The sequence below is a fragment of the Pseudomonas sp. B392_1p genome (genome assembly GCF_052245235.1).
GTDB lineage: Bacteria > Pseudomonadota > Gammaproteobacteria > Pseudomonadales > Pseudomonadaceae > Serpens > Serpens gallinarum.
Map to the genome: position 1 here is coordinate 1 of NZ_JBQPXM010000021.1, position 18,476 is coordinate 18,476.

Genomic DNA, 18,476 nt, shown 5'->3' on the forward strand with positions numbered 1-18,476 from the left:
CCGATGAGTTTCTTCACCGTTTCCGGGGTCGCAGCCACGCGGGTTTCCCCGGTGTGAGTTTCTAGAGGAATGCCGATGTGCATAGTCTTTCCTGAGGGCGGATCAGTTGCGCAGTCAGGCTGAGCCTTTGCCATGACGAGGCGAAGAAGGCGCAGACTGGTTTCGGATAAAACGGCCAGACGAGCTTCCCGAACTCCGGAACGATCTCGAACAGATCGCCCACCAGGCCGTAGTCGGCCACCACGGCCAGCGAGTTCAGCTCGTCAGCGGACTCGACCAGGATGGCCCGGTCGGCGCCCAGTGCCAGTGCGGTGCGCAGTTGTTCCTGGACAGCGCTCGGCCCTACGGACACGGCAACAATTTCGCTAACGACGCCCTTTTCCTTTAGGCGTACGGCCTCTTCCACGGCAATTTCGCAGAAGGGGTTCATGGACGTCTTGACGTTGGCGAGATCGACGCCGGAGTTGTCCGCCTTGACGCGAACCTTGACGTTGTAGTCGACCACCTTTTTTACATTAACCATGATTTTCAAAATGAAGTCTCGTTGCACCAAATGGCGCTGGTAGTTCCAGTCGTACAAGCAACCGCATGAGCTGCTCGGAACTGGCGGGTGCCAGCCGAGCGAAATGCATCCTCGCTAGGCGTCGATTCTCTCGAAAATGGCAGCGATGCCCTGTCCGCCACCAATGCACATCGCTACCAGTGCGTAACGCCCTTGCACGCGTTGCAGTTCGTGAATCGCCTTGGTGGTGATGATCGCGCCGGTGGCGCCCACCGGATGGCCCAGCGAGATGCCCGAACCATTGGGGTTCAGCTTGTCCGGGTCCAGGCCGAGTTCCTGGGCCACGGCGCAGGCCTGGGCGGCAAACGCCTCGTTGGCCTCGATGACATCCATCTGCTCCAGGCCGAGCCCGGTCCGCTGCAACGCCAACCGTATTGCCGGCACCGGCCCGATGCCCATGAAGGCGGGCTCGACGCCCGCATGGGCATAGCCCACGAGGCGGGCCAGAGGCTGCAGCCCCAGCTCGCGCGCAACGCCGCCCTCGGCAAGCACCACGGCGGCGGCGCCGTCATTGAGGCCCGACGCATTGCCGGCGGTGACCGTGCCGGCGGCCTTGTCAAAGACCGGGCGCATGCTGGCGAGCTGCTCGGCGGTCACGTCGTCCCGCACATGCTCGTCCGTATTGAACAGGCGCGTGCCTTTGCGCGTGCTCACTTCGACCGGGATGATCTGAGTGGCGAAGCGCTGCTCGGCGAGCGCGCGGGTGGCGCGTCGCTGACTTTCAAGGGCCAGGGCGTCCTGTTGCGCACGGCTGATGCCATAGCGCCTGGCAACGTTTTCCGCGGTGATGCCCATGTGGATCTGCTGCCAAGGATCGTGCAGGACGCCATTCATGTAATCGACGGCGTTGGCGTCGCCCAGACGCTGGCCCCAACGCAGCCCGGGGAGCATGAAGGGCCCCCGGCTCATGCTTTCGGCCCCGGCGCCAATGGCAATGGAGGTGTCGCCCAGTTGAATGGCCTGCGCCGCCGAAATGATTGCCTGCAAGCCTGAGCCGCAGAGCCGGTTGACGTTGAAGGCCGGCGTGGTGACGGGGAGGCCCGCATCGATGGCCGCGATGCGGCTGAGGTAGGCATCCTTGGGCTCGGTAGGGATCACGTTGCCCATCACCACATGCCCGACTCGCTCCGGGGCGACCCCGGAACGCTCCAGTGCCGCGCGGACCACGGTGGTGGCGAGCGAGGCGAGGGGAACATCCTTCAGCGAACCGCCAAAAGTCCCTATGGCTGTGCGAACCGCCCCGACGATGAGAATTTCGCGCTCTGACATGACATCGTCCGTTCCAGAAGTTTGATGTGTTGCTGCAACTGTGCAGCGATGCGTTGCCAGCATTCTTGGGAAGTCGAACGCCGCCGACATCGTCCACACGGCTTAGTCAGAGGCGTTGAGCCGAGGTATGGCGAATCTGGCCGACGCGAGGGAGCATGCTGCCTTTCCACGCCTTCGGAGCTGCTTCCCAAGAGCTGGACATGCACTGGCACTGGCACCCGCTAAAAGGGGTGCCAGGTATGCCAGTGGCAAATGATGGGTGGCCGACCGTGGCCAGGTTATCGGGGCGGATCACCGCCCCCTTACCGTTTTGCTGGTTGGAGCGCCGACCTCCGATGGGCGCCTTCGATGCGTCGATAGGTGCGGGAGATATCGGCTCAGGCGTTCGCCTGGCGCTGCTTGACCAGCGTCAGCGCGGTGTCCTCGATCATGTCTTCCTGACCGCCGACCATGCCGCGGCGGCCCATCTCGACGAGGATCTCGCGAGCGGACACGCCGTACTTCTTCTCGGCCCGCTTGGCGAACAGCAGGAACGAGCCGTAGACCCCGGCATAGCCCATAGTCAGGGCGTCGCGGTCGCTGCGGATGGGGAAGTCCATGATGGGCACTACCAGATCTTCGGCGACGTCCTGGATGCCGAACACGCTGACGCCGGTCTCGATGCCCATGCGGTCGCAGACCGCCACCAGCACCTCCATCGGAGTGTTGCCGGCGCCGGCGCCGAGGCCTGCGCAGGCCGCGTCGATGCGGGTCGCCCCGGCGCCGATGGCCGCGATGGAGTTGGCCACGCCCATCGACAGGTTGTGATGGCCATGGAAGCCGATCTCCGTCCCCGGTGCGAGCGCCTCGCGCAGGGCGGCGACCCGGGCGCCGACGTCGTCCGGCAGCAAATAGCCGGCCGAGTCGGTGATGTACACGCAGTTGGCGCCGTAGCTTTCCATCAGCTTGCCCTGGGCTGCCAGGCCTTCGGGGCTGTTCATGTGCGCCATCATCAGAAAGCCCACGGTGTCCATGCCCAGGCCGCGGGCGTGGCTGATGTGCTGCTCAGAGACGTCCGCCTCGGTGCAGTGGGTCGCCACCCGAATGGTGGAAACACCGATTTCATGGGCCATTTTCAGGTGATCGACCGTGCCGATGCCCGGCAGCAGCAGGGCCGACACCTTGGCGCGCTTCATCAGCGGAATGACCGCCGAGAGATATTCCTCGTCGCTGTGTGCAGGGAATCCGTAGTTGACCGAGCTGCCGCCCAGGCCGTCGCCGTGGGTGACCTCGATCAGCGGGACGCCGGCAGAGTCCAGGCCCTGGGCGATACTTTTCATCTGCTCCAGGCTGATCTGGTGACGCTTGGGGTGCATGCCGTCGCGCAGGCACATGTCGTGTACGGTGATTTTCTTGCCGCAAAGGTCCATGGCGCGCTCCTTAAAGCTCGGTCTGCTTGAGCAGTTCTTCGGCAAACATCTCGGCGGTGCGGGCCGAGGCTGCGGTCATGATGTCGAGGTTGCCGGCGTACTTGGGCAGGTAATCGCCCAGGCCTTCCACCTCCATGAAGATGGAAACACGATTGCCGTCGAACACCGGCCCGTTCACCAGCTGATAGCCCGGCACGTACTTCTGCACTTCGGCGATCATGGCGTGGATCGATGCGGTGATCGCCGCTTCGTCCGGCGTGCCTTCCACCAGGCAATGCACGGTGTCGCGCATGATCAGCGGCGGCTCGGCCGGGTTGATGACGATGATCGCCTTGCCCTTTTTCGCGCCGCCCACCTGCTCCACGGCACTGGCTGTAGTGCGGGTGAACTCGTCGATGTTCTTGCGCGTGCCGGGGCCAACCGACTTGGACGCGGCGGTGGCGATGATCTCGGCATACTCCACCGGCTGCACGCGCGACACCGCCGCCACCAGAGGAATGGTGGCCTGGCCGCCGCAGGTGACCATGTTCACGTTCATCGCCCCGGCACGAAGGTTGTCCTTGAGGTTCACCGGTGGGACGCAGTAGGGGCCGATGGCCGCGGGGGTCAGGTCGATCATCAGCACGCCCAACTCGTTGAGCTTGCGGCTGTTCTCGGCATGCACATAGGCGGAGGTGGCATCGAAGGCGATGCGGATGTCATCGGTCTTGATGTGCGGCAGCAGGCCGTCGACGCCCTCGGCGGTCACTTTCAGGCCCAGTTCCTCGGCGCGTTTGAGGCCTTCGGAGGACGGGTCGATGCCGACCATCCAGACCGGCTCCAATACCTCGCTGCGCTTGAGCTTGTACAGCAGGTCGGTGCCGATATTGCCGGGCCCGATCAGGGCGCAGCGGATTTTCTTGCTCATGGTGTTCTCCTGATTGAGATGCAGGTCACTCGACGAAGCGCAGGCTGGATTCACCGAGTCCGCTGAGGGTCAGGCTGACCCGGTCGCCGGCGGCGACCGGGACCAGAGGAGCCAGGGCGCCGGAGAGGATGATTTCACCCTTGCGAAAAGGGATGCCCAGCCGGCCGAGGGTGTTCGCTAGCCACGCGACGGCTGCGCAGGGGTGGCCCTGCACGGCGCTGCCCAGACCGCTGCCGGCGGGATGGCCGTTCTTGAACAGCTCCAGGCGCACCTGGGCGAGGTCGATCTCCCGGGGATCGATGCGCTGCGCGCCCAGGGTGAAGACGCCGCAGGACGCGTTGTCGGCGACGGTGTCCTGGATGCGGATCTTCCAGCTGTCGATCCGCGAGTCGACAATTTCGAAGCAGGGCGCGACGTACTGGGTGGCATTGAGCACGTCGTCGGCGCTGATGTCGGTGCCGATCAGGTCCTCGCCAAGAATGAAGGCGATCTCGCCCTCGGCGCGGGGCTGGACCAGGCGGTACTCGGCGAAGCCGACGTCGCTGCCGTCGGCGACCTGCATGCGATCGGTGAGGAAGCCAAAGTCGGGCTGGTGCACGTTCAGCATGTCCTGGACGGCCTTGCTGGTGACGCCGATCTTCTTGCCAACGATCTGCTCGCCGAGCTGCTGCCGGCGTTCGAGAAAGCGCAGGGAAATGCGATAGGCATCCTCGAGCTGAATATCCGGGTGACGCTCGGTCAGGGGCGACAGGGTTCGCCGGCCTTGCAGGGCGTCGAACAGCTCGTCGCCCAGGGTCTCGATCAGGTTAAGGTTCATAAGCGCGCTCATGTCAGTGCGATGGGTGGGGCGGTCTTAGCGCGGACCCCAGAGGTCCGGAAGGCCGCAATCGGTAGTGGCAATCAGGCGCTTGAGCAGGACCTTGAGCATCTTGGCGTCCACCTCGCCAAGACGCGCCACCACGTCCTGCTCGACCGCTTTGGCCAGCGCGATTTCTTCCAGCGAGGCCTCGCGTCCGGTGCCGGTGAGCACATAGCGGTTCACTCCGGCGATCCGTTCGATAGCGACCAGGCCCTGCTTCTCGAGAAAGCGCATGGTGGCCGGGGTGACGGAATAGCCGGTGTAGCCGACAAACTGGTCGAGCTCTTCCAGCGTCAGCGAATCGCGGATGCACAGCACCGACAGCACGAAGAAGGCATGCTCGTCGAGTTGCTGGCTACTCAGGCGCTGACGCAGCTCGTCGAGCAGTTGGTAATGGGCGCGCCCCAGCAGATAGCCGAGCAGGTCCTCGGTGTAGCTGCATTCGGGGGGCGGCGGGCTGCCCAGGCGCAGGGCATTGCCCGGTTGGCGCGTGGCGAGCGCGTACTGGCCGCTCTGGAAGGCCAGGGGCGCGCGATCACAGTAATCGAAGGCCAGCACTTCACCGACGAAGATCACATGATCGCCACCTTCGTACTGGAACGCCGTGCGGCACTGAAAACGGGCGGTGCACTGCGGCAGAAGAGGTGCGGTGCTGATGCCCTTGTCCAGCTCGATGCCGGCGAACTTGTCCTCACCCTGGCGGGCGAAGCGGCTCGAAAGCTCTTCTTGCTCATGGGACAGCACGTGGACGTTCCAGTGTTTCGCTTGGCTGAAGGTCGAAAGGCTCCTGGCATTCTTGGCCAGGCTCCAGAGCACCATGGGTGGGTTCAGCGAAACCGAGTTGAAGCTGTTCGCCGTAACACCCACTGGCTCGTTGTCTACGCCACGGCTGGTGATGATGGTGACCCCGGTAGTGAAGGTACCGAGGGCGGCGCGAAAGGATTGAGGATCGAAGCTGGTGTTTGCGTTCATGGCTTGCCCGCCGAGCTGGGATTACGTGAATTCAGTATCGAGAGGCCATGGTCGGCCAGCATCGTCTTAACGGACTAACGCTGGAGTCGCCGTTCGGGTCGTCCGTTTGGACGTGGCGCGGTCCCTGGTGGGGCGGCATGTTCCGGCGTTGGCGCCCGGTCTGAGCGCGCCCCGCGCCTGCGCGAGGTGCGCTCACTGGGACTGGCGCGGTCAATTCCGCCATACAAGGACATCCCGATGCTCAACCGGATCACCATCGCCCAGCGCCTCTGGCTCTGGGCCGTGCTTGCCAGTTTTCTGTTCTTCTCCGCCGTGGCGCTGGGCTGGCATGGCCTCTACCAAGCACGCGACAGCCTGCGCGTGGTGCATGACCAGCGGCTGCGGGCCCTGGAGGATTTCGCCGAGATCGGTCGGCGTCTGGATGAAAACCGCCGGCTGGTGCTGCTGGCCTTTCAATACGACCCCAGCGGGCAGCTGGTGCGAGCCCATGAGCGTCCGGTCGGGGTGCATCTGGATGCCATCGAAGCCAACAACCAGGCCATTGCCGGGCTCTGGGCGCGAGCGACCAGCTGGCCCGGCGAGCCCGCGCATGCCGAGGCGTTCGAGGCGAGTTACGCGGAATGGCTGCTGGAACTCGACAGCGTGCTGGCGTCGCTGCGCCTGGATGACTTCCGCTCCGATGGCATGGTTGCGTTTCTCGGTATCGGCATGCCGCTGGGCGAACAGGCGATGCGGGCGCTGGACGGTCTGCGCCAGGCTCAGCGGGCTCTCACCGAACAGGACTATCGAGCGGCGGAGCGGCGCTACCAGTGGGTGATGATGGCCTACCTGGCGCTTGCGGTGTTGGGCGTGGTGGCTGGCGGCCTGACGGCGCTCTCCGTCGTGGGCCGCCTGCGGCGCGCCTTTGCCGTGGCCAGCGACAGCCTGGGGGCCATGGCGGCGGGCGACCTGTCGCGTCCCGTCCCCCAGCTGGGCCAGGACGAGGTCGGCAGCATGCTGCGCGATATGGCGTTGATGCGGGACAGCCTGCGCGGGCTGATCGCTGCTGTGCGCGAGCAGATGCAGCGCCTGGAGCGGGAGGCGCGGCAAATGGCTGACGTGGCGTCCGGCTCGTCGGTTGCCACACAGCAGCAGGCGGTGGCGGTCGACGCCATGTCCCGGCTGGTCATGGAGCTGTCGCGCTCGATTGAGCGGGTCGAGACCCATGCGCAGGCCACGCGGCGGATCACTGTGGAATCGGCCAGTCGCTCCGCCGAGAGTGAAGACGCCGTTCGTGCCATGAGCGACGAGATGCAGGGCATCTCCGAGGTGGTGGCGGACACGGCGCGGCACATTCGTGAACTGGACGCCCTTTCCAGCGACATCAGCAGCGTGCTCGGGGTCATCCGGGAAGTGGCCGAGCAGACCAATCTGCTGGCGCTCAACGCCGCCATTGAGGCGGCGCGGGCGGGCGAGCAAGGCCGTGGTTTCGCCGTCGTGGCCGATGAGGTACGTCTGCTGGCCAGGCGAACCGGGAACTCCATTACCGATGTCGGCGACATCGTCGCGCGCATCCAGAACGGCACCCAGGATGTGGTGCGCAGCATGGATAAGGCCGTACAGCGGGTTCGGGATGGGGTTGGCCTGGCGGACAAGGCCGGCGCCTCGATCGCGCAGATCAGGCACGGCACCGAGCAGGTGATCGAGGCGGTGAGCGGCATTGGCGATGTCGTCCAGGCCCAGGCCGAGGCCATGCGCGAGATCACCGAGCAGGTCGAGGGGGTGGCCAATGGCACCCGGGAGTTGTCGCAGAGCGCCGGACGCGGCGCCGTGGCGGCGGCGGATCTGGACCGCCTGGCCGCCGAGCTGGCTCGCCTGTCGGCGCGCTTCATTGTCGAGAGCGCGCCCTCCGACGTTGCGACTAGTCCGCTTTGACGATGAATCGTCTCCTCCTCGCATCCGATTATCCAGTCACGCCTGCGCAACTGCGCATTACAAGAGAGAGCTGAAGGATGACTGCGATTCGGGAAAAAACGCCTCAGGAAATCGAATTGATCGAGCGCGCACGGCGCTTGGTGCCGCAGCTCAAGGCGCGTGCAGCCCAGGCTGAGCGCGAATTCAAGGTGCCGGTCGAAACCATTGCCGATATGCAGGAAGCGGGGCTGTTTCGTGCCCTGCAGCCCAAGGCCTTCGGTGGTTACGAGATCGATCTGCGTGCCTTTTTCGAAATCCAGATGACCCTCGCCGAGGGCTGCATGTCCACCGCCTGGGTCTACGGTGTGCTCGGCGTGCATCCCTGGCAGCTGGCGCGCTACCCGCTCGAGGCTCAGCGCGATGTGTGGGGCGAGGACAGCGGCACCCTGATGTCCTCCACTTACATGCCGGTGGCGAAGGTGACCCCGGTCGACGGTGGCTACCGCATCAGCGGGCGCTGGGGCTTCTCCAGCGGCAGCGAACACTGCAGCTGGTGTCTGCTGGGCGGCATCGTCCCGCCTGAAGGCGACCAGCCCGCCGAGCACGGCACCTTTCTCGTGCCGCGCAGCGACTACCGCATCGAACACAACTGGGACGTGCTGGGTCTGCGCGGCACCGGCAGCCACGATATCGTGGTGGAAGACGCCTTCGTGCCGGCCTACCGGGTCCAGCGCACCAACAACTGGACGCTGGAGGCCACCCCGGGCCGCCTGGTCAATACAAATCCGATCTACGCCATTCCCTTCGCCCAGATCTTCGCCCGCGCGGTGTCCACCTCCGCAATGGGTGCGCTGCAGGGCGCGATCAACGAGTTCCGTAGCAATGCCGCGCAGCACATTGGCAAGCACGGCGCCAAGACCGCCGAGGACCCAGGCGCGCAGAACGCCGTGGCCGACGCCACCATCACCCTGGACATGCTCAAGCTGGTGCTGGAGCGCAACTACGGGCAGCTGATGCAGCTGGCGCAGGTAAATGAGTACCCGGACGTGGAGACGCGGCTGCTGTACCGCTTCCAGTCCTCCTACGTGACCAACATCTGCGCCGAGAAGGTCAACGAGCTGCTGCGCTGCATGGCCGCCTCCGGGCTGTACAGCAGCAACCCGGTGGCGCGGATTTTCCGTGACCTGCACCAGGCGCGTGGGCATATCGCCAACAACTACATGGCCTACGGCCGCAGCTACGGCGCGGTTTTGCTGGGTCTGCCCAACCCCGATCCCTTCGTTTGACGGCGACCGTACCGTTTGGCATCCCGATGCCAGCGGTGCGGCGATGGATTCCCTCTCTCGTGCAAGGCAAAACAACAATGACAAGCCAAGCTTCGACTGAAACCCGTTACGACGTCATCGTCGTAGGCTCCGGCGCAGGTGCCATGACGGCGGCACTCTTCGCCGCCGACGAAGGACTGTCGGTCCTGATGATCGAGAAGACCACCCAGTACGGCGGCACCTCGGCCATTTCCGGCGGCGGCATCTGGATTCCGAACAACCACCATTTCCAGGCCAAGGGCGGCAACGACAGCTTCGACAAGGCCTGGACCTATCTCCAGGCTGCGGTTGGCGACCGGGTCGACAAAGCCCGCCTGCGCGCTTACCTGGAACAGGCCCCTCGAATGGTGCGCGAGCTCGAGGAGCGCAGTCGCGTACGCTTTGCCGTCGCCGAGAAGTACCCCGATTATTACCCGCATCTGCCCGGCGCCTTGCCCGGCGGACGCTCGCTGGACCCGGAAATCTTCGATGCCAGCGTGCTCGAGGAGGAGTTCGACAACCTGCGGCCGGCCTCGGCGACGACGCTGCTGATGGGCAAGATCGCCTGGACCGCGCGCCAGGCACACAAGGCCATGTCGCGCAGTTTCGGCTGGCGTTTCGTGCTCCTGGGTCTGGTGTTGCGCTATCGCCTGGATTTCAAGTGGCGGCGCAAGACCGATATGGATCGCCGAACCGCCCTGGGGGCTTCGCTGGTGGCTTCGCTGCGCCGTTCGCTGATGGATCGCCAGGTGCCGCTGTGGCTGCGAACCGATTTTCGCGAGCTGCTGGTAACGGACGGACGTGTCAGCGGCGTTCGCGTCGAGCGTGATGGTGAGTTGATCGAACTGCATGCCTCGCGTGGGGTGATCCTTGCCTCTGGTGGTTTCGAGCGCAACCAGGCTCTTCGCGAGCGCTACCTGCCCAAGCCCACCCGCGAGGCCTGGAGCGCGACGCCACCCGGCGCTAATACCGGTGCCGCGCTGGAAGCCGCGCTGGCCGAGAATGCCGCCACGGATCTCATGGAACACGGCTGGTGGGCGCCGACCATCGCCGTGCCGGGCGAGGAAAAGCCCCGGCCGATCTTCGCCGAGCGCGCCTTTCCCGGTTCCATCGTCGTCAACAATCGAGGCCAGCGCTTCGTCAACGAGGCGGCGCCTTACCTGGAGTTCGTCGCCGCCATGTATCGCGACAACCAGGCCACCAACGGCCAATCGCTGCCGGCCTGGGTGATCTTCGACGCGCGTTTTCGCTTCCGCTACGCCATGGGGCCGCTGATGCCATCGCAGATCATGCCTGATGAGCGTTTGCCGGCCGCGTGGCTGAACAGCCTGTATTTCAAGGCGGACACCCTCGACGCGCTGGCGCGGCAGATCGACGTGGACCCGGAAGGTCTGGCGGCGAGCGTGGCGCGTCTCAACGGTTTCGCCCGGACCGGCGAGGACCTGGAGTTCGGCCGCGGTGGCAACGTATTCGACCGGTACTACGGCAGCGTTGACGTCAAGCCCAATCCCTGCCTGGCGCCCTTGCAGAAGGGGCCGTTCTACGCGATGCGCATGGACGCCGGAGACATTGGTACCAAGGGCGGGCTGCTGACCAACCAGCATGCCCAGGTTCTGCGCACCACTGGCCAGGTGATTGAGGGGCTGTACGCCATCGGCAACACCTCCGCCTCGGTGTTCGGCACCACCTATCCCGGCGCCGGCGGCACGCTGGGCCCAGCCATGACCTTCGGCTACATCGCCGCTGGACACCTGGCCGGCCAGCGCTGAGGAGCAGAACATGAGCACCTACGATGACGATAGCGTGACCGAGATTCTGCCGCCCTTGCGCGTCGAGGATGCGGATCGCCATGCCTGGGACGATGCCTGCGACCTGCTGGTGGCGGGTTGGGGCGCCGCCGGTGCCTGCACCGCACTGGAAGGTCACGCGCAGGGCCTCGACGTGCTGATAGCCGACCGCTTCCAGGGCGGCGGAGCCAGCGCCAAGAGCGGCGGAATCGTCTATGCCGGGGGCGGCACGCGCCAGCAGCGCGCCGCCGGCTTCGCCGATACGCCTGAGGCCATGTTCGATTACCTGCGCCATGAGACGCAGGGCGTTGTCAGCGATGACACCTTGCGGCGGTTCTGCGACGAAAGCGTGGCGAACCTGCAGTGGCTGGAAAGCCACGGCGCCGAATACGGCTCGAGCATGCCGCCCGGTGGCGGCAAGACCTCCTATCCGCCGGATGGCTACTACCTCTATTACTCGGGTAACGAGAAAGTGCCGGCCTACGCCGGTCCGGCCTCGCCGGCGCCCCGTGGCCATCGCACCGTGGGCAAGGGCCAGAGCGGCCAGGTGCTTTACGATCAGCTGCGCGACGCCTGCCGGCGCGCCGGCATTCGCACGCGGCTGCAATCCACCATTCGCCGCCTGGTGCTCGACGGCCAGGGCGCGGTGGTGGGCGCTGAGCTCTGGTGCCTGCCAGCAGAAAGCTATCAGGCGCGCGAGCATGCTCGTCTGGCTGCCGCTGCCGAGCGCTGGCAGAACCTCGCACCGGCCTACAGCGACCGGCTGCGTGGACGCCTGGCCCGTATCGAGCGTGACTACGCACGGCCGCTGGCGGTTCGTGCCCGTCGTGGCGTGGTGCTGAGCACCGGCGGCTTCATCTTCAACCCGCAGATGATGCGCGAGCATGGCTCCCGCTACGTGCGCACCTTCAAGGTAGGCGCCACCGGTTGCGACGGCTCGGCCATACGCCTGGGTAGCAGCGTCGGCGCGGCCAGCGGTCAACTTGAACGGGTTTCCGCCTGGCGCTTCCTCAGCCCGCCGCTGTGCTGGCCCAAAGGCATTGTGGTGAACAGCCTTGGGCAACGCGCCTGCAACGAGGAAGTCTACGGCGCCACCCTGGGCGTGCGCCTGTGCGAGGAACACGACGGCAAGGGCTGGCTGATCCTCGACCGGCGCCTGCGCCGTCAGGCGCTGAAGGAAACCCTGCGCGGCGGCTACTGGTGGTTCCAGACGATGCCGGCGTTGCTGCTGATGCTCTTCGCCCGCAAGGGCAAGACCATCGAGGTGCTGGCCCGGGTAATCGGCGCCGACGCCACGACGCTGGCCGACACCCTGGCCCGCTATAACGCCGCGGCGCGGGGCATGGCCGAGGAAGAGATGGGCAAGTCGGCGGACAGTCGCCAGGTGCTGGAGCAGGGCCCGTTCTATGCCTGCGATATTTCCGTTAGCAGTTCCGCCTACCCCATGGGCGGACTGACCCTGGGCGGGCTGCAGGTGGAGGAGACCAGCGGGGCAGTGCTCGATCAGGCCGGCAGGCCGATTCCCGGCCTCTACGCCGCAGGCCGTGCGGCAGTCGGCATTCCCTCGCACATGTACATCAGCGGTCTGTCCCTGGCCGACTGCGTGTTTTCCGGTCGGCGTGCTGCCCGCGCCGTCGCGGCCGCCACCGCGACGCCAGTGCCGGCGAAGGTTTCCGTATGAGCATTCCACGCATGCCCGCCTGCACCGCCCGCGCCGGACGAGAGCCTCAGCCCTGTGTCCGCTTGGGCGCCAGTCGGCGCGTTCACATGAGTATTGAACCATGAGCAACTACATAGCACTGCGGGTCGCGCAGGTCATCGAGGAAACCGCCGATGCACGCTCGCTGGTCTTCGAGGTTCCGCTGAGCCTGGCCGAAGCGTTCCGTTATCGGCCAGGCCAGTTCCTCACGTTGCGTGTACCCCACGGCGATGGCTGGCTGCCGCGCTGCTACTCGCTGTCGAGTACGCCGCTGCTGGATGAGCCGCTGCGGGTCACCATCAAACGCGTCGCTGACGGGCGTGCGTCGAACTGGCTCTGTGGCCAGTTGCGCGCCGGAGACAGTCTGGAAGTCATGGCGCCTGCAGGTGTGTTCGTGCCCAAGCGACTGGACGGCGACCTGCTGCTGTTCGGCGGCGGCAGCGGCATCACGCCGGTGCTGTCGATCCTGCGCTCGGCGCTGCTGGCCGGCAAAGGCCGCATCCTGCTGATCTACGCCAACCGCGACGAAGCCTCGGTGATTTTTCGCAACGAGCTGCGCGAGCTGGCCAGGGCCCATCCGAGCCGCTTACAGGTGGTGCACTGGCTGGACTCGATCCAGGGCATCCCCAATGCCGAACAGCTTGCCGAGCTGGCGCGCCCCTTTATTCGGGCCGAGGCCTTCATCTGCGGGCCGGGACCCTTCATGGACACTGCAGTCACTGCGCTGAAGGCCTTGGGCATGCCGGGGCCGAGCATCCACGTCGAGCGTTTCGTCTCGCTGCCCGGCGAGGGCGAAATCGTGCCCGTGGCCGCCAGCGAGGCGGCTTCCGCGGCGGCGGTCACGGTAGACCTGGACGGCCAGCAACATCAGCTCGAATGCGAGGCCGGAGAGACCCTGCTGGCGGCAATGGAGCGCGCGGGCCTCAAGCCGCCCAGCGCCTGCCGCGTCGGCGGCTGTGCCTCGTGCATGTGCACCCTGGAAAAAGGCCAGGTCGAGTTGCTCGTCAACGATGCGCTGGACCCCTCGGAGCTGGACGAGGGCTGGATCCTCACCTGCCAGGCCGTGCCCACCAGCGACCAATTGCACATTCGTTTCCCATGATCACCAGGCGACTCCGACCATGACCGACACTACTTCGCCCCAGACACTGCTTGAGCCCACAGCTACCGCAGCGCCCATGACCATCCCAGCGCTGCTGTCGGAGGCGTCGCGGCGCTTTGCCGGGCTTGCCGCCATCGAAGAGAACGGCGTGGTCACCGGCTACGCCGAGCTCCCCGAACAGGTGATGGCCGTGACCCGTGGGCTGCTGGCCCGAGGCATCCAAGAGGGCGACAGAGTCGCTATCTGGGCACCGAACTGCCGGGCCTGGATCATCGCTGCCCTCGGCATTCACTGCGCGGGCGCGGTGATGGTGCCGATCAATACCCGCATGAAGGGTCCCGAGGCCGCCGATGTGCTGGCGCGCAGCGGAGCTCGGCTGCTGTTTGTGTGCCGTGAATTCCTGGGAGTCGATTACCCCCAGCTGCTCCAGCCCTTCCGGCCGCAAAGCCTGGAAGACGAGATCATCCTCGATGAGCGTGTCTCGATCGATGGCCGGCAGGGGTGGCAGGCGTTTCTCGCCGAGGGCGCCTCGCTGGCTCCCGAGGTGGTCCAGGCCAGAATGGCCGCGGTAACACCCGAGCACGTCAGCGACCTGCTCTTTACCTCCGGCACCACCGGCAAGCCGAAGGGCGTGCTGAGTACACAGGGCCAGCTGCTTCGCGCCTTTTATGAATACGGCAAGGTGATCGGCCTCGGACCGGGCGATCGTTACCTGATCGTCAATCCGTTCTTTCATGCCTTCGGTTACAAGGCCGGTTGGATCAGTTGCCTGCTGGCTGGCGCGACCATCTTGCCGCACGCGGTGTTCGATGCCGACGTCGTTATCCGGCGCATCGTCGAGGACCGCATCACCGTGCTGCCGGGGCCGCCGACCCTGTACCTGTCGATGCTGGCGCATCCGCAACTGGCGCAAACGGATCTTTCCTCGCTGCGGGTCGCGGTCACCGGTGCGGCCACCATCCCGGCGGTGTTGATCGAGCGCATGCGCGCCGAGCTGGGCTTCGAGGTGGTGACCACTGCCTACGGCCTTACCGAATGCGGCGGCCTTGCGACCATCTGCGACCCTGGCGCGCCGGCCGAGGTGATCGCCGCCACCAGCGGTCGTCCCATCGCCGGTACCGAGGTGAGTATCCGCAATGCCGAAAACCAGGTTGTGCCACAGGGCGAGACCGGCGAAATCTGCCTGCGCGGCTTCCACGTCATGCGCGGGTATTTCCAGGACCCCGAGGCCACCGCCGAGGTGATCGACGCCGAGGGCTGGCTGCACACCGGTGATGTGGGCCGTCTCGATGAGCATGGCAATCTGCAGATCACCGACCGCCTCAAGGACATGTTCATCGTGGGCGGATTCAACTGCTACCCGGCAGAGATCGAAGCCGTGCTGCTCGAGCATCCGGCCATCGCCCAGGTGGCGGTGATCGGCGTGCCGGACGAGCGCATGGGCGAGGTCGGCTGCGCCTGCGTGGTACGCCACGCGAACCAGCCGCTGGAGGTGGCGGAGCTCATCGCCTGGAGCCGTGAGCGAATGGCCAACTACAAGGTGCCGCGCTTGGTGCGCTTCTTCGAGGCACTCCCACTGAACCCTTCCAACAAGGTGGCCAAGAACGACCTGCGCGCGCTGCTGGCGACCTGAGCCGCAGCAGGCACTCTCAGTTTCCCTGCCTGCCGGTCACCGGCAGCCACATGGAGCGATAGCAGCACAATAACAAGAATGGAGATAGCTATGAGCGTGAAGAAAGCGAGTTTTGCCCTGCATCTGCTGGGTGTATCGGTAGCCATCGCCAGCGGTGCGGCGATGGCCGGCCCTTCCTTCGAGATTGGCGAAAGAACCACGGTCGATACCACGTTGACGGTGAACTACACCGCGTCGGTGCGAACCGGCAAGCCTGCCAAGCAGTACCTCGAAAGCCTCAACAACGATGATGGCACGCGCAACTTCGATCGCGGTTCGCTGATCACCAACCGGGTCAGTGTGTTCGGCGAAGTGCTGGTGCGGCACGACAACCTGGGGGCGGTGCTGCGCGGCAGTCATTTCCACGATGAGGCCTACCACGGTCGCAACGACAACGATTCGCCGAGCACGGTGAACAAAGGTGGCCGCAACGACACCTTCACCCGCGACACCCGGCGTGACAGTGGCGGCCGCGCGCGCCTGCTCGATGCCTATGTGTACGGCAACTTCGACGTTCTGGACGGACAGTACGTCTCGCTCAAAGCCGGTCGGCACCTGGTGGCCTGGGGCGAGAGCTTGTTCTGGCCCAACATCAGCCAGGGTCAGGCGCCGGTCGACGCGACCAAGTTCAACGTACCGGGCACCGAGGCAAAGGACGCTTACCTGCCGGTGGGGCAGTTCTCCGCCTCCTGGTCGCTGAACGAGGACCTGGCATTGCTGGGCTTCTACCAGTACGAGTGGGAAGAAACGCAGCTCAATCCGGTCGGCGATTATTTCAACAGCAGCGATATCTTCGGCCCTGGCGCCGAGTACTTTCGTTTTGCGGCTGGAGATCCGCAATTCACAGCGCTGTCCTATGCGGGCGAGGAAAAGCCGCGCGACAGCGGCCAGTGGGGTTTGGGCATGCGCTACCGCCTGACCGACAGCACCGAAGTCGGCCTGTTCCACTACCGTTACCACGAGCGCGTCGGTGCGCTGTTCTTCAATTTCGGCGGCGACACCCGCTATTCCTCCCTGTCCGGCAGCGTGGCGCCCGGCACCTTCAAGCTGGGGTACTTCGAGGACGTGGAGCTGACCGGCGTGAGCTTCAGCTCGAAGATTGGCGACGCGGTGCAGTTCGCCGGCGACCTGAGCTATCGCGATGGCTCGGCGGTCTACCTGGACAACGGCACGCCGGCGCGTGGCGAAGTCTGGCAGGCGAACCTCAATGCGATGTACCTGATCGGCCCCACCTGGCTGGCGCACCAGACCTCGCTGTTCGGCGAGGTGATGCACCAGCACATCGAATCCGTGGACCCGGTGGATATCACCGTCGACGGTGTGAATATCGGCAGCTTCGACAGCTTTATCTATGACGGCCAGACCCGTGGTTCGACACTGTTTGGCCTGGGCGCGCAGATGGAGCACCCGAACCTGTTCAGCGGCTGGGATCTGGCGACCAAGGTCAACTGGCAGCAGAACCTCGACGGCAGCGCCCTGCAGGGCATCGGCCGTGCCGAGAAGCGCCTGACCCTGGGCGCGGACCTCAAGTACCTGGGCAACTTCCAGGTGGGGATGACCTACGTCGACTACCTCAGCTCGCCGAACATCGCCAAGGGTCGGATGATGGCGGACCGCGACTACCTGTCGTTCAACGCCAAGTACTCCTTCTAAGGCGACGCCACGCAGCGCCGCCGCGGTGCTCCTGCGGCGGCGCTGTACCGCGCGCTCTTCACGCGAGGAACTTGCATGCAGACGTCCCCTGGAATCACTTCGGCCTTCGAGCCGCTGCGCATCGGTCCGCTGACCTTGCGCAATCGTTTCATCAAGGCCGCGACCAATGAAGGCGCGGCGCTCGACGGCATTCCCACCGGCCAGTCCCTGCGCCTGCACGAGCGCATCGCCGCCGGCGGCGCGGCGATGACCACGCTGGCCTACTGCGCGGTCAGCCCCGACGGGCGCACCTTGCCCGATCAGGTGGTACTTGACCACAACAGCCTGCCGCACTTGCGCGCGCTTACCCAGGCAGTGCATCGCCATGGCGCGGCGGCGTCGGCGCAAATCACGCATGGCGGATGCTTCACGTTCCTGCCGCCGAGTCGTTCCGCCTTGCCGCTGTCGGCAAGCGGTGGCTTCAACAAGGTCGGAATATTGAGCGGCATGCTGCGCAAGCAGGCCATGTCCGAGGCAGACCTGTCACGGGTTGCCGACGAGTTCGTGCGCGGCGCGCGGCTGGCGCGTGAAGCCGGCTTCGATGCCGTCGAGCTGCACATGGGCCACGGCTACCTACTCAGCCAGTTCATCTCACCGCTCTACAACAAGCGCCATGACTGCTACGGCGGGGCGCTGGAAAATCGCATGCGCTTCCCGCTCATGGTGCTGCGGCGGGTACTGGACGTCGTGGGGCGCGACCTCGCAGTGGTCTGCAAATACAGCGTCACCGACGGCGTGCGCAGCGGCAACCGTGCAAAGGATGGCGCCGCCATCGCGCGCCTGCTCGAGGCCGAAGGTGCCCACCTGCTGGTACTCAGCGCGGGAATGAACGTGGAATCGATCACCACCATGTTCGGCTCGTCGTTTCCCAAAGAGAACCGCGTCAGTACCGGCAAGCCGTTGATCGATGCCGTGGTGGCCCTGAAGAGCCTGCTGGAGCCTCAGGTGCAGTTTCGCGAACTTTACCTGCTCGAACACTCGCGAAAGGTCCGTGCCGCCGTGCGCATGCCGCTGGCGTACATCGGTGGGGTGAAAAGCCTGGAGGGTATCGAACACCTGATGGCGCAAGGCTTCGATGCGGTCGCGCTCGGGCGGGTGCTGCTCGCCGAACCCGATTACGTCAACACGCTGCAGTCGGGTGCCCGCCGGGACTCTATCTGCACGGCGTGCAATCGCTGCGTGGCAATGATGTACACGCCGGGCGGCACGTCCTGCGTGTTGGGCGAGCCGGGTGATGCGCAGCTCAACAGCGTCGGGGCCGCCTTGCTCTAGTGGCCTGTTTGGCTAGTTCAGTTAGTCAATTTCGGCGCCCGAGGCCCCGATACTGCGTTGCCACTCCTCGCCATAGC

The 18,476-nt window shown here is 65.4% G+C and carries 14 protein-coding genes and 1 pseudogene; 8 read left to right on the plus strand and 7 right to left on the minus strand.

Going from position 1 to position 18,476, the window contains the following annotated elements; genetic code table 11:
- The 7 genes and pseudogenes from ACTV8E_RS20215 to ACTV8E_RS20245 all read right to left on the minus strand — a co-directional run.
- A partial coding sequence (locus ACTV8E_RS20215) for a hypothetical protein (protein ID WP_251837586.1) occupies window positions 1–83 on the minus strand: 83 nt, incomplete at its 3' end.
- A 158-nt stretch (window positions 84–241) separates the two neighbouring features.
- Window positions 242–532 (minus strand): annotated as a pseudogene (locus tag ACTV8E_RS20220) (electron transfer flavoprotein subunit beta/FixA family protein); the annotation flags it as partial.
- Between the two features lie 105 nt (window positions 533–637).
- Window positions 638–1,831, minus strand: coding sequence for an acetyl-CoA C-acyltransferase family protein (locus ACTV8E_RS20225; RefSeq protein ID WP_443200646.1), 1,194 nt, complete (start codon window positions 1,829–1,831; stop codon window positions 638–640).
- 377 nt (window positions 1,832–2,208) lie between these two features.
- Window positions 2,209–3,240 (minus strand): 4-hydroxy-2-oxovalerate aldolase, encoded by a 1,032-nt coding sequence (gene dmpG, locus ACTV8E_RS20230; protein WP_251837502.1) that lies wholly within the window; start codon window positions 3,238–3,240, stop codon window positions 2,209–2,211.
- Window positions 3,241–3,250: 10 nt separating this feature from the next.
- On the minus strand, window positions 3,251–4,147 hold the full coding sequence (locus tag ACTV8E_RS20235) for an acetaldehyde dehydrogenase (acetylating) (RefSeq protein WP_251837503.1): 897 nt from the start codon (window positions 4,145–4,147) through the stop codon (window positions 3,251–3,253).
- Window positions 4,148–4,172: 25 nt separating this feature from the next.
- Window positions 4,173–4,964 (minus strand): fumarylacetoacetate hydrolase family protein, encoded by a 792-nt coding sequence (locus ACTV8E_RS20240; RefSeq protein ID WP_443200647.1) that lies wholly within the window; start codon window positions 4,962–4,964, stop codon window positions 4,173–4,175.
- 36 nt (window positions 4,965–5,000) lie between these two features.
- Window positions 5,001–5,978 carry a flavin reductase gene (locus ACTV8E_RS20245; RefSeq protein ID WP_251837505.1) on the minus strand — a complete coding sequence of 326 codons (978 nt, stop codon included), beginning with the start codon at window positions 5,976–5,978 and terminating at the stop codon, window positions 5,001–5,003.
- 237 nt (window positions 5,979–6,215) lie between these two features.
- On the opposite strand from ACTV8E_RS20245, the gene ACTV8E_RS20250 reads away from it, so the two are divergent.
- From ACTV8E_RS20250 to ACTV8E_RS20285, 8 genes are all read left to right on the plus strand, one after another.
- Window positions 6,216–7,892 carry a methyl-accepting chemotaxis protein gene (locus ACTV8E_RS20250; protein ID WP_443200648.1) on the plus strand — a complete coding sequence of 559 codons (1,677 nt, stop codon included), beginning with the start codon at window positions 6,216–6,218 and terminating at the stop codon, window positions 7,890–7,892.
- 77 nt (window positions 7,893–7,969) lie between these two features.
- Window positions 7,970–9,157 carry an acyl-CoA dehydrogenase family protein gene (locus tag ACTV8E_RS20255; RefSeq protein ID WP_443200649.1) on the plus strand — a complete coding sequence of 396 codons (1,188 nt, stop codon included), beginning with the start codon at window positions 7,970–7,972 and terminating at the stop codon, window positions 9,155–9,157.
- 77 nt (window positions 9,158–9,234) lie between these two features.
- A complete protein-coding gene (locus tag ACTV8E_RS20260) occupies window positions 9,235–10,944 on the plus strand; it encodes an FAD-binding protein (protein ID WP_443200650.1) in 1,710 nt (569 codons plus the stop codon).
- A 10-nt stretch (window positions 10,945–10,954) separates the two neighbouring features.
- On the plus strand, window positions 10,955–12,643 hold the full coding sequence (locus tag ACTV8E_RS20265) for an FAD-binding protein (protein WP_443200651.1): 1,689 nt from the start codon (window positions 10,955–10,957) through the stop codon (window positions 12,641–12,643).
- Window positions 12,644–12,743: 100 nt separating this feature from the next.
- Entirely contained in the window at window positions 12,744–13,763 is a 1,020-nt protein-coding gene (locus tag ACTV8E_RS20270) for a 2Fe-2S iron-sulfur cluster-binding protein (RefSeq protein ID WP_443200652.1), read from the plus strand.
- 19 nt (window positions 13,764–13,782) lie between these two features.
- Window positions 13,783–15,396, plus strand: a complete 1,614-nt coding sequence (locus ACTV8E_RS20275; protein ID WP_443200653.1) for a FadD3 family acyl-CoA ligase — start codon at window positions 13,783–13,785, stop codon at window positions 15,394–15,396.
- A 90-nt stretch (window positions 15,397–15,486) separates the two neighbouring features.
- Window positions 15,487–17,088 carry a DUF1302 domain-containing protein gene (locus ACTV8E_RS20280; RefSeq protein ID WP_251837512.1) on the plus strand — a complete coding sequence of 534 codons (1,602 nt, stop codon included), beginning with the start codon at window positions 15,487–15,489 and terminating at the stop codon, window positions 17,086–17,088.
- 75 nt (window positions 17,089–17,163) lie between these two features.
- Window positions 17,164–18,399 (plus strand): NADH:flavin oxidoreductase, encoded by a 1,236-nt coding sequence (locus tag ACTV8E_RS20285; protein WP_443200654.1) that lies wholly within the window; start codon window positions 17,164–17,166, stop codon window positions 18,397–18,399.
- The last annotated feature ends 77 nt before the right edge of the window (window positions 18,400–18,476 follow it).